The sequence below is a fragment of the Pseudoalteromonas aquimarina genome (assembly GCF_049257255.1).
Classification (GTDB): Bacteria; Pseudomonadota; Gammaproteobacteria; order Enterobacterales; family Alteromonadaceae; genus Pseudoalteromonas.
In genome coordinates, this window is record NZ_JBMMUG010000004.1 from 143,517 (window position 1) to 157,713 (window position 14,197).

The following is a 14,197-nucleotide window of genomic DNA, read 5'->3' on the forward strand; positions in this document are numbered from 1 at the left end:
TACAGATATTGCGTAGTACAAGCCCTGTTTTTTGTAATGTGTAACGCAGTTTAAGCTATTAACAGCATTTACTGTTTAGACAATATGCAATATGTCGAATAATAAACCAAGCAAATACAGATTGTTAAAACTTGCTTTAAATTGGCAGTGAGACCTAGTAAGGTCAGCCCCCATTTTAATTTTGGAGCTGAACTTATTATGAGCACTGCCTTTTCTCGTCGTTTTCTGTCACTAATTGAGCAAATCACAGAAGCTAACAAAAAGCGTTTTGCTGAAGTGACCGGGCGTTCAGCGTCTACGATTTATCGATTATGTCGAGGTGTTAGCCGCCCATCATTGCCGTATTTAGAACAATTAAGTGAGCAGTTTAGCATTGACTTAAACTGGCTTATTACAGGTCAGCGTGCAACCGATGACGTTGCTAATAATACAAAAACTGAGATGGTTCTGGCGCCGAAATTTGATGTAGAAGCCAGTGCGGGCTTTGGCCAGGTAGGTGCAAGTGAAGAAGTATCAGAGCATTTTGGTTTTTCTAAGCAGTGGTTATCATCGCAATTAGGTGTGCATTCTGAGCAGTTGGCATTTGTGTCAGTGCGTGGTGACAGCATGCAGCCAACAATTGTGGGTAAAGTTGTGTGGTTTGGCCGCGATGTTTAATTAATCGTTCTTTAAAACGTATTCACGGGCTTTTTGAATGTGCTGCCAAAAGCGCGTTACCTCAGTTTTATTTTGCAAATAAAAATCAAGGTTAAACGGTAGGTACCAATGGGTTTTTCTTATCACGCCTTGGCTGCTTATCACAAAGTCTTGCTGTTTTAATGCCTTGACTTGTGCAAGGCCAATGCGTTTTTCAACTAAGTAGCCATCAAGACGACCTATGGCTACTTGATGAATGCCTAAATTAAGGTCGTAATCGGTATTTGCAGCGATATTATGCTGTTTTATATATTGCTCCAGCACATAACCCGCAGGAGCTTGTAAGCCAAATTGTTTAATTTTCTTATAATAGGCTATATTAAACTCGCCTTTGTCAGTAAATAACTTTCCCGCGAGCTCTGCTTTGTGCAGTATTGAGTCGCGTTTATATAAAATCACATAATCGGCGGTGTTTAGATAATCTTTTTGATTGGTTGGGAAAGCAAACTGTTTAGTGCGTTTAGGGGTTTTTATCATGGCAAAAAGGCCATCATAGGTGCCATCTTTGACTGCTTGTTTGCACCGTTTCCAAGGAAGCGCAGTGAAGTAGAGCTCAATATTAGACTTACTTGCAGCGCGCTCTAAAATATCAACTAACAACCCAGATGAAGCAGAACTCTGAGCCTCACTAGTTATATACGGAGGGTACTGCTTATCTTCATGACATAGGCGCCATGTCTTAGCTGAACTGCTAAAACTAACAACAAGTATAATGAGCAAAAAGATGTTTAAATGCATAGTACTTCTGCGCTAATGAACAGTGATAAGTATATGCTATTTAGCCAATATTTCTATTGGTAAAAACGCTTCGCTAGGTGCTTAAAAGAGTGGTTAGTGCGCGATAAGCATAAAAGGCAGATTTTTAGCGATGAGTTTATCGTAGAGCCCTTCGGCTTTGATTTCTTTAATTACCTTTGCAAGCTTTGGTGCAAGTTCACTATGACGTTTATGAATATAGGCATAAGAATTGTGTGAAGACAAAGTGCCGACAATGCGGATCCGACTATTGGTAAATTGAATCGTTTGTAAATGGGGTTTAGTGCGAATTTCTAAATCAACAAACACATCACTTCGGCCAACATGTAAACGCTCTAACCCTTGAGTAACCGACTTTAAACCTGTGAGGTATTTATCTTCAACGCGTGTGACGAGCGCCTGCTCTGTTTGCAGCGCGCCAATAACATAATCAACATATAAAGAAGTGCCTTTAAAATCATCCCACGTATTGATTTTAATATTTTTATTTGTAGCGAAGGCATACACATTCGTGACAAAAACCGGCTCTTCAACTCGGATTAAATTAGTGTAGGTGTTTGCATAATCATGATAACGCTGAGGTTCACCATCAAGTTTTCCGCTATTTACCATCACTGAGCAGCGTTTCATGGGTAACACTTGGTATGAAAACTCATAATCAAGTCGAGTAAAAGCCTCGCGATAAAGCATCTCGAAAAATTTAAATTGTGGGCTAATTTCAGGGTCGTTTGAAAAAGCAAACGTAATTTTATGAGAAGCAAAAGAGTTTGCACTAAAAGCAGCAAAAAGTACCAACACAAACACTTTGGCTATGTTTGTAACGTGAGTGGTATTTTGAGCATTAAACATGTTGTCGAAACAATAGGTAACCGTATTGGAATTTACTTAAGGGTAGCGTGTTTTGAGTAAAAAAGTATTTATAACATTTAATTTCAGCTTTTAAGCTCAAGAAATCATACACGTTAAAATGAGTTTAATATTTAATAATCGTTGGGTGTTTTCTTACGATTTGCTCTATGGATGTATTGAGTGTTTGAATGACATCGCTTGAAACGCCTTTATTGCAGGCATAGCCTAAGAGGGATTTTAGCAAGGGTTTTACTACCTTAAACTTATTCGGGCTAATTTTAGCTCGCTCAAATTGGTAGCGGGCAATCACATCGCCATAGGCAATTAGGTCGACGCGTTTATGCTCTAGCATTTTTACAAGCTCGAACCCCGTTTTTAAGAAAACAAATTGATTATCGGGTATACCGTATTCCATTAGGGTTTGGTGGCCGATATCGTTTTTAACAACACCATAGCGTAAATTAAAATCCGTTCTTAATTGTATTTCATTAATGCTTGAATCTTGATGCCCGATAATGGCAACCGTGTTTGGCATAACCGTGCCGATAAAATTAAAGTTTTTAGCTCTCTCTTTGGTGAAAGTCATAGAAAACAAACAGGCATTGGCATCACTTTTTAATGTGTAATAAGCACGAGTCCAAGGCATTATCGAAATATCATCTGTGTTAAGCGGCCAATTAAGTTCGCTGTATGCTTTTTTTAAAATATCTACTGCAATGCCTTTTATTTCGCCTGTTTGTTGGTAGTTAAAGGGCGGGTAGTCTTCGGTGTACCATTTTATATTTGGACTTGAAGGCGCAGCTAAGGCAGTTTCAGATAACAAAAAGTAACTCACCATAAATAGGATGGGGGGGATTTTTACTTTTGAAATAATGCTAGTAACTTCTCTAAGTAACAACAAAATAGCTATTCACCTTTTGTAACTCAGCTTATTTAAGAGTGGCACAAATATGTAAAACTGCAGCCCTTTATTTGACTTTGGTAAAGGAAGTACTGAAAAGACATGGGTTTTAACAATGTAGCAGTGGTTACTGTGCTGTTATTAAATGAAGCTTTGCATCTTTGCCATCTGTTAATACCGCGATATTGCCAGCATTTGAAATAAACACATCCCTAAGTCGCCCTGATATTTCAGGAAAAACAGCCGTTTGCTCAAATCGGTTATTTGCGATGTTAACGGCATAGAGCTTTCTATCCACTAATGTGGTGATTAACACCTGCTTTTGCAACGAGGCAAATTGAGTGTGACGTGTGCCATAATACGCCATACCCGAAGGAGCAATGGACGGCGTCCAATTGACACTTGGTTGGTTCATGCCTTTATATTCAGTAAAGGGTGAAATACGCGCTTGTGAATAGTCTTTACCAAAGGTGATCACTGGCCAGCCGTAATTTTCACCTTTGCTTAAAAAGTTAAGTTCGTCGCCACCGGCAGGGCCATGCTCATGGCTCACAATGCGTTTGGCATCATAATCGTACACAAGCCCTTGTGGATTACGGTGCCCTAAAGTAAAAACAGCATGGGCTTTGGCATCAGCATGGCTTATAAACGGGTTGTCGTTAGGTATTGTTCCATCTAAATTAATACGCAATATTTTACCTAACTGGTTGGTAACCACTTGTGCTTGCTCGCGATAATCAAAGCCATCGCCACTTGAAATTAAAAGCGTATTATCAGGCAAAATAAGAGCGCGGCCTGCATAATGTTGTGGTGTGCCTTTATCGGTTGCCACACTATAAATAATTTGAGGTTTTGAAAATTCTGTGCCATTAAACTCAGCTGTTGCCACCACTAACCTATTGGCTTTTAATTCGCCTTGGGCGTAAGTGAAAAAAACGGTTTTCGATTGCTCAAAATCGGGTGCTAATACAACATCTAATAAACCACCTTGCCCAGCGACATATAACCCCGCTAAATCAAGTTTAACTCGGGATTGATTCTCGCCGTTAACAATCACTACATTGCCATCACGTTCGGTGATAAGCCAAGTGCCGTTTGGTAATTCGACCATGCTCCAAGGGGAATTTAGTTTAGTCGCTAAGGTGTGAGTGGTATAGCGCTCTAATGGCAATGCGGCATCGTTTGCTGCCGCATTGCTACAAAACACGCTTACAGCAAAATAAAGCAACCATTGTTTGCATGAAAAGTCTTTGCTAGTGTGAAGGCATAACCCTTTTTTGAGTTGCATTAACTTTGTTAGTTTTAACACGCTTAGTACCTTTATTTTTGATTGCTTGGCTGCTTAGTTTTACCTTAGCTAGCTTGTGTCATAGCCTGTATGTTGTCAATCAGTTAGTCAATGTGGGCATTGAAGTGAGCTTTGATGACAGCGCACGTTTAATAACGGACGACTGGCTAGGGTTACTACCTACTTATGGTGCTATTATTGCCATTGCGTTTGCCTTAGCATTTTGGTGTGCCAGCTATTTAAACAATAAAGTAAAACAGCCAACCCAGTGGGTTTTCGCACTTGCTGGAACAGGGGCAATGGCAATTGTGTTAATTGCAATTGAATCAATAATGAACATTAATATCATTGCTGGCGCTCGCGGCTGGGGATTTTATGCGCAGCTGCTTACAGGTGCCGCAGGTGGTTTTGTATTTGCAACGCTAAAAACTAAATTCGCGTCTAGTTAAAAAAGAACATGGGTAAATTAGCATCTTATATTTACCCACTCACATTGTGCTGTTTAATACAATTTATTGTCACCCAGTGATACTTCCATTTCATTATTGCCTTTTATTGGGCCGCCAATCATTTCATCGTAAGCACTGCTTTGGCGTATCACCTGTTTTTTCGCTTTTACTTTTTTAAAGCGCTGTTGAAGCTCTAATAAATTGTGGTGTTTTATGCGCTCACCTTGTTCATCGGTAATTATGTACTCTTGTCCCTCAACCACAGCGCTTACGTTATAAAGGGTTAAATCAAGGCTATGAAATACCAGCTTTTCTACTTCAAAATATTTTTCTAATTTGCTTAGTTTCATTTTTCAATCCTTATAAATTCACTACAAATTTTGTACGTGACATAAATAAATTTGGATTAATGCTGCAGTCAGATTAAAAAGATCAAAGGCAAAGTTAAAATAAACGCAAAGTGAATTTGATAGCGTTTTACGAAAAAAAGCATGCTTTATCTAAGGCAAACTTAGTGAGCTGCTGTTAAATATGTGAGAGAGAATTTTAAAGTTTAAGGGCAAAACCATATCAGCTCTTATACATGTAAACCTATATAACCTTTTGGTGCCCTGCACCTTTTCTTAAGGGTTATTGGATTTGTTTATACCTATTTATTTCAATGCGAATAACACCCTCATCTGAGCTTGAATCAAAATAAAAGGGATGCTCTTTAAACTTTTCATCATCTTTTAGTTTTTGTGCAATCTCCCTTGCTGCATCAATTGGGTCGCTTTCATTAGCAAAAATATCTACTTTGCACATCGTTTCGCGGCAATCTATATGCTTAACATCTAAATGCGAAAGCTCTTTATGGTAGCAAAGAAAAAAGAATAAATTATCGGAAAAATCTAGCGACCATTGCTCGTCTATATCTTGCTCTGTAAAGCTTTGCTTAGTGTTTGTGAACAGCTCGACTTGCTGAATCATATCTTTACTTGGTTTATTAACGCTTGAGGCATTATCACTTGGCTTAAATGCTAAACGCGGTTGCGTTTTTGTAGGCAAAGGGGTTGTTGTTTGTTCGCTTTCTAAAGCAGCAGATGCACTATTTAAAGACGATGCTAACTGATTTTCTAATTTCAAATTATTTGCTTTTAAATCGGCAATTTTTATATGCAAATAAGCAATATAAAGACACGCTAAGCTTAAAATTATTATTATTTTTTTCATTTGAAATCCATTTCAACTAACAGTTTTAATTATCTAATAATTAAATCAATTTATTCCAATTAAAACCTCTTTACAATATTGATGTGATAACCAAAGTCAGCCCCAGTTTTGCTTTTGGCAAAATTAGAAATAGAAAATCTTCCAATGACGTTAAAGAGCGAATAGCTGTCATTAGTGAATTAGTTTTCAACACTGATTTTATGTCCAGTTGCTATGAGTTTCTCCTATATTCAGGAAAACGACCCATTTGGTCGTTTTTATCCTTTTCATTATTTCTATAATGATTAAAAGTTTATCTGTAGCAACAAGTTAGTTAGTGTGATAGAACTTGTAAAATTATAAAGGTTACCCAATTGGTCGATATTAACTTGCTTTAATCAGGACAAAGGAAAAATGAGTGAAGATAACCTTACGATTAAATTTACATCAGAAAATTTACGAGATAACCACTACCGTGCTGAATTAGAGGAAATATACGAAAAGCATATTCCAAAAGACGAAGGTGATGAATCCTCAATAGAATATGCAGGCAACAAGGCTACATATTTCAGAGCATTTTTTTCAATTGATTCTGAAGCCTTAAATTCTCTATTAAGTGAGTTAGAGAAAAAAGGCGTCTATGATCTTGCCGCTACAGCCTGGTACGATAATGTCGGTGAAGAAATGTACTTTATAAGGAGGAGTGGTGAATTATTAGACTTTTCTTCCAAAAAAGATATGGATGAATATTTAAAGGAAGCTGATAAAGGTAAATTGAATACCGTAATAAATTATGGAAAAACAACCAAAAAAAATACTCTATTGATAAGGTTACATATTAAAGCAAAGGGGAAACGAAAAAAGTTGTTTGAACTATTCTCCTTGGCACTTAATCACCTAAAAAATAACAACTTTAAACAAACCTTTAATTCATTCGTTAAATCTGAGAGCCATGATATCGAGTGGTGTAGATTTAAATGGAAAGAAGACGAGACGTGGAATGAAGTTTGTTCAGAAGAATTATCAATTGCCATCACAGATGCGCTGGAAAATGATGAATACCTATTAATTGCTTTTAATTTAGATCAAATACCAACGGATTCGAACATTGTTATTGATGATTTTATATGGTTTATTTTTAATAGCTTAGATGGTGTTCGGAAGGTGTGGGTGAAATACAGACCAAAAGACGACATAGAACAGTATTTGTATTTCCCTGGAATGGGGGATGAATCATTTTTCGTGGGTAAGGAAATTAAAAATGATAATGACTGGCCAAAACTGTAAGTGTCAATCAAGATATTAAAAACTAACAAATATGTGCACTCGGAAGTAAAAAACCTCGCTCTTTCATAGCTAAGCTTTTTTCTTCCAATGATACAAGCGCTACGAATGTCTGTTTCTGGCACTCTGCAGTCATTGCGCGAAATTAATAGGTCATACTATCAATTTCGATTTTTGAAAGTTATAACCAATGTTTTAGCTACATTAAGCACGTATCTTCAATCTTAATCTATTGTTGCTATTAATAATCCGTTAGAGTGGTAACAGTTAATTTTTAGCCAAAGTAAGTAAATGATGGAAAATGCTGTTGAACAGGCTATTGAAAATATTCGTTTAAAGTCAAAAGGGGCTTTGAGTGAAATTGACTACCCAGTAACCATTAATTTCCACCCGGATCGCTTTACTAAAGAAAATGTGCCGTTATTGCTCGCAATAGCTAAAACGGGTTATTTACAATCGCAATTTGAAACGGGCACCAGTAATGGTGGTTTAACGGCGCATGCTGGTGGAGAACGCTGGCTTTGGGAGCAGCGCGTATTTGATGGCGCTTATGATAATGCACCAAACGCATTAAGGCCAAAATATGGTGCACTTAACTTTCGCAAGTATGAATTTGGGGCATCACCGCGTTTTGGCTCTGGGCATTTTCAGTTGAAACCCCATGTACTCACCCGCACTACTTTTTGTTATCCAGACAGCTATTTTGAACCCGAAGATTTTGCCGTTTTTAGTCAGGTTCAAGCATTAATTGATAAGGTAAATTTAGCAAGAGAAGACTTACTTGATGACTATATTGAAGCACATATTCATGGAGGAATTTCGCTACAAGACGATATTGAATGTGTAGTACTAGACCCAATCTATCGCGGCACTGAAATTGAGCTGCAAGCAAACGCCTTGGGTGTGCCTGTAAAGTGGCACCAAGGCTTTTTGCTTAGTATTGAGGTGATGAAGCAATATCCAGATTATCGCGGCCAGCAGTTTATTGAACTGGCAAAACAATTTGCTGAAAACGGCAATATAAATGCAAAAATAGTGGGCGAAGCAGTGACAAAACTTGGTTTTGATGAACAAGATGTCAAAAAGGTATGGCACTATTTGGCACGATTTGGCTACCCAATGTAATGTGTTATTACCTGATTTTAAATCACATTTATCAGTTACTTTAACTCGCTAAAACTAGAATAAAAACAGGGAAGAGAAAATGAAAAGCGTAATTTCGATTATCTTAATGCTTTTATTTCAAACATCAGTATATGCTTCGGAAATAATCGAGTTTGGCATTGCAACAGCTATAAAATCTGAGGTGATGAAAGAAAATAGACCGTACATGGTTTATTTACCGCCTTCGTATGAAAAAAGTAGCAATACTTATCCGGTTATTTATCTTTTAGATGGTGATATTCATAGGTTTAAAGGCTTTGTTGGTGTACTTGAATCGCTAAGTAGCCAAACGTTGGACAATCAAGTTAAAGAAGCCATTGTAGTTGCAATACCTAATACCAATCGCTCACGAGATCTTACACCTTCTACTTTAAAGGAATGGACGTTTAGAGGCCGTGTTTTAGATACGTTTGAGCAAACTGGTAATGCGCTTAATTTTGCTACTTTTCTTAAAACAGAGCTTATCCCGCATATTGAAAAAACATATCGAGCCTCTGAAAAACGTGTGTTAGTGGGAGAGTCATTTGGCGGTTTATTTGCATCTAATGTGATTGTATTTACGCCAACTATGTTTAGCGATTATTTAATTATTGACCCTACCGCACTTTGGGATAATGACTATTTAAATAGAGCTTATTTAGCTAATCCTAAAAGTACGAACCTTGATATTAATGTGTTTTTTGCTTTTGCAAATAATAGTCACCTTGGTGAAATAGGCTTAACAAATTATGCATTGGGTTCAGCTTTTGCCACTTCAATAATTAAGCATTCAAATGGTATTGCTAAGCAGCAGTATTTTGAAAACGAAACCCATGGCACAGTGGCTTTGCTGGCTTGGTACAATGGCCTTAAAACACTTTTACCATCAGAAAACAAATGAAGATTAGATAAGTTACAAATTAAAAGCTTGTTACAAAGTAAGGAAGAACAAAAGCTGGAGTAAGTTGACATTGTGTAAAACAGGCCTTAGCATGCGCTTAAGGTTTAAGAGACGCCTTTTCCGCTAAAGACAATGTCACTCTCTCAGAATTACATTTATACAATTCGAAACAGATAAGTTTGGTAAGCGCGGAACACCAAAAAAACTTAGGAGTTTTGATTTGTTATGAATCTTAAATCATCTACATTTAATCTCGGCTTTGTTGCCACATTCTATGAATCTTTTCGCGCAGCTCTGCCGTTAGTTTTATCCCTTTTCTTAATTTATACCTTCAACTATTTTGGTTTAGCGAACTTTTCGAATCAGTTAGTGGCTTTGTCACTTTTGTGGTTATCTGAACTATCACTCATTATTTTAGCGTTATTAAGCGTGCTACTTGGCATTTGTTTTGTTTGTCACAATGATTGGCTTATTAAGGAGGCGATGTAATGGAACATGCATTAAAGCAAGCAAAATCACTGGCCAAATTATTGTTAAAAGAGGCGAAAAGCGGTAATGCGGATATTTTAAAACGGCTTAAAAAATATTACCGAATCGATGTTGATACCAAGGCAAACGTAAAGCTGAAAATGTGCCAACATCTTGTTGCAAAAGATACAGGGTTAGCTGATTGGCAGCAGTTACATGAGCTGTTAAGCGCGCAACAAAGGCGAGAAGGTGAGAAAATCAATTTTGGCAGTGTGTTCCATACTAGTGGTTGTGACCGATTTTTAAATAAATGGTTCGCAAACTATGCTGAGGCCAAAAACGCATTAACACAACATAGCTATTTGGTGCCTTATAAGCATCAATTTATTGTGGTGAAAGAGCCTTATCTTACAGAGATAGGTATTCAAGACAAGCAATTACAAAATAATGATTTAGTTACGGTTTATCCAAGTGAATATTGGGATATGCTAGCTGCCAAAGTATTTGCACATAAACGCACAAACATAATGGATTCAGCTACTAAAGCACGCGCGAGTAAAGCGCTGTAATGTTTAAAAAGAAAACACATCCATACATTTATGTGTGGATGTGTTTTTCATGACGTTGTTGTTAGTTACAAAATATAAAGATCAATTTTATTAATGATTATGTGGATTTTGTTGGGCATCAATATCTTCTTGCAGCGCGGAGATTTGCGCTAATACGCCGACAAATTTTTCACCAAATTCTGTAATGGAATACTCCACCCGCGGCGGAATTTCGTTATATTCGATTTTATCTAAAATACCAAAATCAACATTGCGTTTAAGACATTGGTTAAGCACTTTGGTTGAAAGCCCATCGACACTTCGCACCATTTCACCGGGGCGATTAATGCCATTTTCCAGTAAGTGATAAACCGTTAAGGACCATTTGCAGCCAAATATGGTTTCGACCATGCGAGCGCTTTCTTGTGGCGCAATTTTTCGTGTAAAAAACTTTTCTTGTGATTTCATAAAGATGTACCAAAAAGTACCTACCTAACCAAATTGTACTTACTATTCAGCTACCTACAGATGCTTTTAATATTACCACGAGTTTAATTATTGGAAGAAGAATATGACAAATTTTAATTATAAGCGCGCTTTGGTTATTGGTGGCTCTAGTGGTATTGGTTTTGCAGTTGCAAAACAGTTGCTTGAAGCGGGTGTATCGGTTTCGATTATTGGCAATAATGCCCAAAAGTTAGATGATGCGGTTGAACAACTTTCACACTATGGAGAAGTTAATGGCATTCAATTGAACCTTTATGATGAGACGGCCGTAACGCAATTAGCCCAAACGCTAAATAGTAATTATGGGTATTTAGTCAATGCGGCAGGGTATTTTAGCCCTAAGCCTTTTTTAGAGCATTCAATGGCTGATTATGAAAAGTATAATGCGCTAAATAAAGCGACATTTATGCTGACACAAGCGGTTGCTAAGGGCATGATTTCATTAGGTGGTGGTAGTATTGTCAACATTGGCTCTATGTGGGCAAAACAAGCAATTGGAGCAACGCCTTCATCTGCGTATTCAATGGCAAAAGCGGGGCTACATGCGTTAACGCAACATCTAGCGATGGAATTAGCAACGCATAATATTCGGGTGAACGCAGTTGCACCAGCAGTTGTAAAAACACCCATTTATCAGCATTTCATCGCAAAAGATGAGGTTGATTCGGTGCTTAAAAGTTTTGATGATTTTCATCCAATTGGTCGCGTTGGTACGCCAACAGATGTTGCAAATAGCATCGCCTTTTTATTATCAGAACAAGCAAATTGGGTAACTGGCGCGATTTGGGATGTTGATGGTGGTGTTATGGCGGGTCGAAATTAAAGTGAGTTAGCGCCTATTTTTAGGCGCAACTGGGGTAATTTTATGATTAATATGAATTTTGCACAGCGGGTTGTAATAAATACGTCCGAACAAGCGTGGGTTACGAGCCCTGCTAAAGGGGTGCTACGAAAACCGTTAGAGCGAGAAGCAAAAGAGTCAGGCCATACAACCAGTGTGGTGCAATACGGGCCAAATACGGCATTTGCAACACATCAACATCCCAAAGGGGAAGAGATTTTTGTACTAGACGGTGTATTTTCAGATGAGCATGGTGATTACCCCGCAGGCACTTATTTGCGCAATCCGCCTGGTAGTTCGCACGCACCATTTAGTAAAGAAGGTTGTGCTATTTTGGTAAAACTCAACCAATTTTCACCGGGTGATACTGAGCTTGTAAGAATAAATACAAATGAAGCAACTTGGTTGCCAGGCTATGGCGGGTTAGAAGTGATGCCACTTCATGACTTTGAACATGAACATGTGGCCTTAGTTAAGTGGCCAAAAGGGGAGGTGTTTAAACCGCATATGCATTTTGGTGGAGAAGAAATTTTTGTGTTGTCAGGTGAGTTTATTGATGAATTTGGTAGATACCCGAAAGGAACCTGGCTTAGAAGCCCACATATGAGCCAGCATCACCCTTACGTTGAAGAAGAAACCATCATCTTGGTAAAAACAGGCCATTTACCAATTAGCTAAATAAGATACTAACCGCTAAAAATGAAAAAGCGCACAGGCTAGGTGCGCTTTTTATTCACATGGCGAAGGGGTAGTAAGTTGGGCTAGTGCAAGGTGTAAAGCACTTTTCGACCCTTCATAATGTTTAACGGATAGCTAGAACAAAGAGATCATATTTTCTTAAAATTTTTTGTGATAACCCAGCAACTGAAAAACTGGTTTTTATTTTTTACACAATATGGCTAATATTTATATAAGTAAATGGGGTTAACAGTTAGTTTTTATGGCAATTGATCAACATGGTATTTACCATTTATGGTGCAAAGACAATATTATTTATGCTGAGCTGCTTGGCTCGTGGAACAAAGTGGCAGCATTAAATTTTGCCAGAGATTTTAAACGACTTGCCAGTGAATTTGATGGCCCTTGGGGGCATCTTGTTTATCTAGAAGGTTGGGGGCTCTGTACTGATGATGGTATAACAGTAATAAAGCAGTTAGTTGATTGGTGTATTGAAAATGATTTACGTCGTGCAGCTCAGATCTACTCAAAATCCGGTTTAAAAGAAATGTTTGTAGGTAAAATTGTGGTTGAAGAACATGGTAACTTTAAACGTGCGGTGTTTGATGATGTTAATCATGCTGTTGATTGGTTGAAGCTTGAGGGGTTTAATGCGACGACTAGCAAAAACATTTAGCGTTAAAGTCACGCTTTATCAAAAATATAACTTAGCTAGGTGATTGTTTAGTGAAGAATACTTTAAGCATATCATCTAACAAAGGTAGCCAGTTTTTCCAATTGTGCCCCTCATTATTTTCAAAATAATGCACATCGAAATCGAGTTTTTCGAGCGAATCTTTAAACCGCCGCCCGGCTAAAATATTATCGTTTTTTGTACCAAAGCTAATAAAAACCTGAGCGGGTTTTGGCTTTGCTTTATTGTAGGATTTTCTGATTACTTTAAGCATCTCAGTGTTGGCTGGCGAAAACATAGCAAGCCCACCAAAATAATCGTCGATCATTAAACCAAAACATGCCGCATTCAACCCGCCAAATGACACTCCCATAATAACGTTATCCTCACGCTTGTTAGATGATGGGTAATCTCGTTGTATTTGCGGCAGCAACTCATTTATAAAGAAAGCGGCATACTTGGGGTTGCACATAAACTGATCATTACGGCGGTTTAGTGTCAAGTTATGAGGGTCACGACTATCGACAAACACACTAATAATAGGCTCAATATTTTTGTTGCTTATATTTGAGTTGATAACCTCATGTAACTTGCCATTAAAGAGGAATGATTGGCCATCAACTACGTACAGAGTTTTATAGCTTTTACTTGTATCTAAATTTGTGGGTACATGGACTCGATATTGCAAATCATAGCCAAGGCTCTTGCTAGTTATAAGAAAATTATTTGAAAGTGTGTTGGCAAATAACTTAGGTGAAAGCAGCAAAACAAATAACATAAAAAATCGCAAAATAGCTAAAGTACGCATTGTTGCTCCACGTTGAGTTAAAGGTAATTTTAAACTTAAACATACTCAAATTAGTTTTGATTGCATGCAAAAGCCAATTAATACTGTTTTAGCACAGCATCAAACTTCATTTCAAAATACAAATGCAACAAGGTTTTTCAATTGTCATTTCATAAGATTGATGACTAAGGCTTAAATGGGTATACCAAGCATACTGATTTATAACTTTACGTCATT

18 protein-coding genes are annotated in these 14,197 nt (G+C 37.6%); 10 read left to right on the forward strand and 8 right to left on the reverse strand.

The genetic code is table 11. The annotated features are described in order from the left end of the window. Positions 1 to 198 precede the first annotated feature (198 nt). Positions 199 to 657 carry an XRE family transcriptional regulator gene (locus AAEU29_RS11385; RefSeq protein ID WP_421973450.1) on the forward strand — a complete coding sequence of 153 codons (459 nt, stop codon included), beginning with the start codon at positions 199 to 201 and terminating at the stop codon, positions 655 to 657. Here AAEU29_RS11385 and AAEU29_RS11390 read toward each other — a convergent pair whose 3' ends face one another. From AAEU29_RS11390 to AAEU29_RS11405, 4 genes are all read right to left on the reverse strand, one after another. After that, positions 658 to 1,434, reverse strand: coding sequence for a substrate-binding periplasmic protein (locus AAEU29_RS11390; protein WP_421973451.1), 777 nt, complete (start codon positions 1,432 to 1,434; stop codon positions 658 to 660). 93 nt (positions 1,435 to 1,527) lie between these two features. After that, positions 1,528 to 2,301, reverse strand: a complete 774-nt coding sequence (locus tag AAEU29_RS11395) for a substrate-binding periplasmic protein (RefSeq protein ID WP_421973452.1) — start codon at positions 2,299 to 2,301, stop codon at positions 1,528 to 1,530. Positions 2,302 to 2,425: 124 nt separating this feature from the next. Then, complete coding sequence (locus tag AAEU29_RS11400; RefSeq protein WP_421973453.1) at positions 2,426 to 3,202, reverse strand: substrate-binding periplasmic protein; 777 nt, start codon at positions 3,200 to 3,202, stop codon at positions 2,426 to 2,428. 127 nt (positions 3,203 to 3,329) lie between these two features. After that, the gene (locus AAEU29_RS11405; protein ID WP_421973454.1) at positions 3,330 to 4,511 is read right to left on the reverse strand and encodes a PQQ-dependent sugar dehydrogenase; all 1,182 of its coding nucleotides are present in this window, start codon (positions 4,509 to 4,511) and stop codon (positions 3,330 to 3,332) included. Here AAEU29_RS11405 and AAEU29_RS11410 point away from each other — a divergent pair. Beyond that, entirely contained in the window at positions 4,496 to 4,939 is a 444-nt protein-coding gene (locus AAEU29_RS11410) for a hypothetical protein (RefSeq protein WP_421973455.1), read from the forward strand. The genes AAEU29_RS11405 and AAEU29_RS11410 overlap by 16 nt on opposite strands. Before the next feature lie 53 nt (positions 4,940 to 4,992). Here AAEU29_RS11410 and AAEU29_RS11415 read toward each other — a convergent pair whose 3' ends face one another. Further along, positions 4,993 to 5,289, reverse strand: coding sequence for a DUF6482 family protein (locus tag AAEU29_RS11415; RefSeq protein ID WP_421973456.1), 297 nt, complete (start codon positions 5,287 to 5,289; stop codon positions 4,993 to 4,995). A 280-nt stretch (positions 5,290 to 5,569) separates the two neighbouring features. Then, positions 5,570 to 6,151, reverse strand: coding sequence for a hypothetical protein (locus AAEU29_RS11420; RefSeq protein ID WP_421973457.1), 582 nt, complete (start codon positions 6,149 to 6,151; stop codon positions 5,570 to 5,572). A 393-nt stretch (positions 6,152 to 6,544) separates the two neighbouring features. On the opposite strand from AAEU29_RS11420, the gene AAEU29_RS11425 reads away from it, so the two are divergent. From AAEU29_RS11425 to AAEU29_RS11445, 5 genes are all read left to right on the forward strand, one after another. Continuing rightward, positions 6,545 to 7,417, forward strand: a complete 873-nt coding sequence (locus AAEU29_RS11425; RefSeq protein WP_421973458.1) for a hypothetical protein — start codon at positions 6,545 to 6,547, stop codon at positions 7,415 to 7,417. A 288-nt stretch (positions 7,418 to 7,705) separates the two neighbouring features. Next, complete coding sequence (locus tag AAEU29_RS11430; RefSeq protein ID WP_421973459.1) at positions 7,706 to 8,539, forward strand: DUF3626 domain-containing protein; 834 nt, start codon at positions 7,706 to 7,708, stop codon at positions 8,537 to 8,539. 79 nt (positions 8,540 to 8,618) lie between these two features. After that, complete coding sequence (locus AAEU29_RS11435) at positions 8,619 to 9,458, forward strand: alpha/beta hydrolase (RefSeq protein WP_421973460.1); 840 nt, start codon at positions 8,619 to 8,621, stop codon at positions 9,456 to 9,458. Between the two features lie 225 nt (positions 9,459 to 9,683). Then, positions 9,684 to 9,947: a hypothetical protein gene (locus tag AAEU29_RS11440; protein ID WP_274761247.1), complete on the forward strand. Its 264-nt coding sequence runs from the start codon at positions 9,684 to 9,686 to the stop codon at positions 9,945 to 9,947. After that, positions 9,947 to 10,495, forward strand: coding sequence for a hypothetical protein (locus AAEU29_RS11445; RefSeq protein WP_421973461.1), 549 nt, complete (start codon positions 9,947 to 9,949; stop codon positions 10,493 to 10,495). Before AAEU29_RS11440 ends, AAEU29_RS11445 begins: the two co-directional genes overlap by 1 nt. Positions 10,496 to 10,585: 90 nt before the next feature. On the opposite strand, the gene AAEU29_RS11450 is transcribed toward AAEU29_RS11445, so the two are convergent. Next, entirely contained in the window at positions 10,586 to 10,942 is a 357-nt protein-coding gene (locus AAEU29_RS11450; protein ID WP_421973462.1) for a winged helix-turn-helix transcriptional regulator, read from the reverse strand. Between the two features lie 103 nt (positions 10,943 to 11,045). Between AAEU29_RS11450 and AAEU29_RS11455 the strand changes: the two genes are divergently transcribed. From AAEU29_RS11455 to AAEU29_RS11465, 3 genes are all read left to right on the forward strand, one after another. Then, complete coding sequence (locus tag AAEU29_RS11455; protein WP_421973463.1) at positions 11,046 to 11,804, forward strand: SDR family NAD(P)-dependent oxidoreductase; 759 nt, start codon at positions 11,046 to 11,048, stop codon at positions 11,802 to 11,804. Between the two features lie 42 nt (positions 11,805 to 11,846). Further along, positions 11,847 to 12,500 carry a cupin domain-containing protein gene (locus AAEU29_RS11460; protein WP_421973464.1) on the forward strand — a complete coding sequence of 218 codons (654 nt, stop codon included), beginning with the start codon at positions 11,847 to 11,849 and terminating at the stop codon, positions 12,498 to 12,500. 262 nt (positions 12,501 to 12,762) lie between these two features. After that, positions 12,763 to 13,176, forward strand: coding sequence for a hypothetical protein (locus AAEU29_RS11465; protein ID WP_421973465.1), 414 nt, complete (start codon positions 12,763 to 12,765; stop codon positions 13,174 to 13,176). A 31-nt stretch (positions 13,177 to 13,207) separates the two neighbouring features. On the opposite strand, the gene AAEU29_RS11470 is transcribed toward AAEU29_RS11465, so the two are convergent. Continuing rightward, complete coding sequence (locus tag AAEU29_RS11470) at positions 13,208 to 13,981, reverse strand: alpha/beta hydrolase (RefSeq protein ID WP_421973466.1); 774 nt, start codon at positions 13,979 to 13,981, stop codon at positions 13,208 to 13,210. Positions 13,982 to 14,197: the final 216 nt, after the last annotated feature.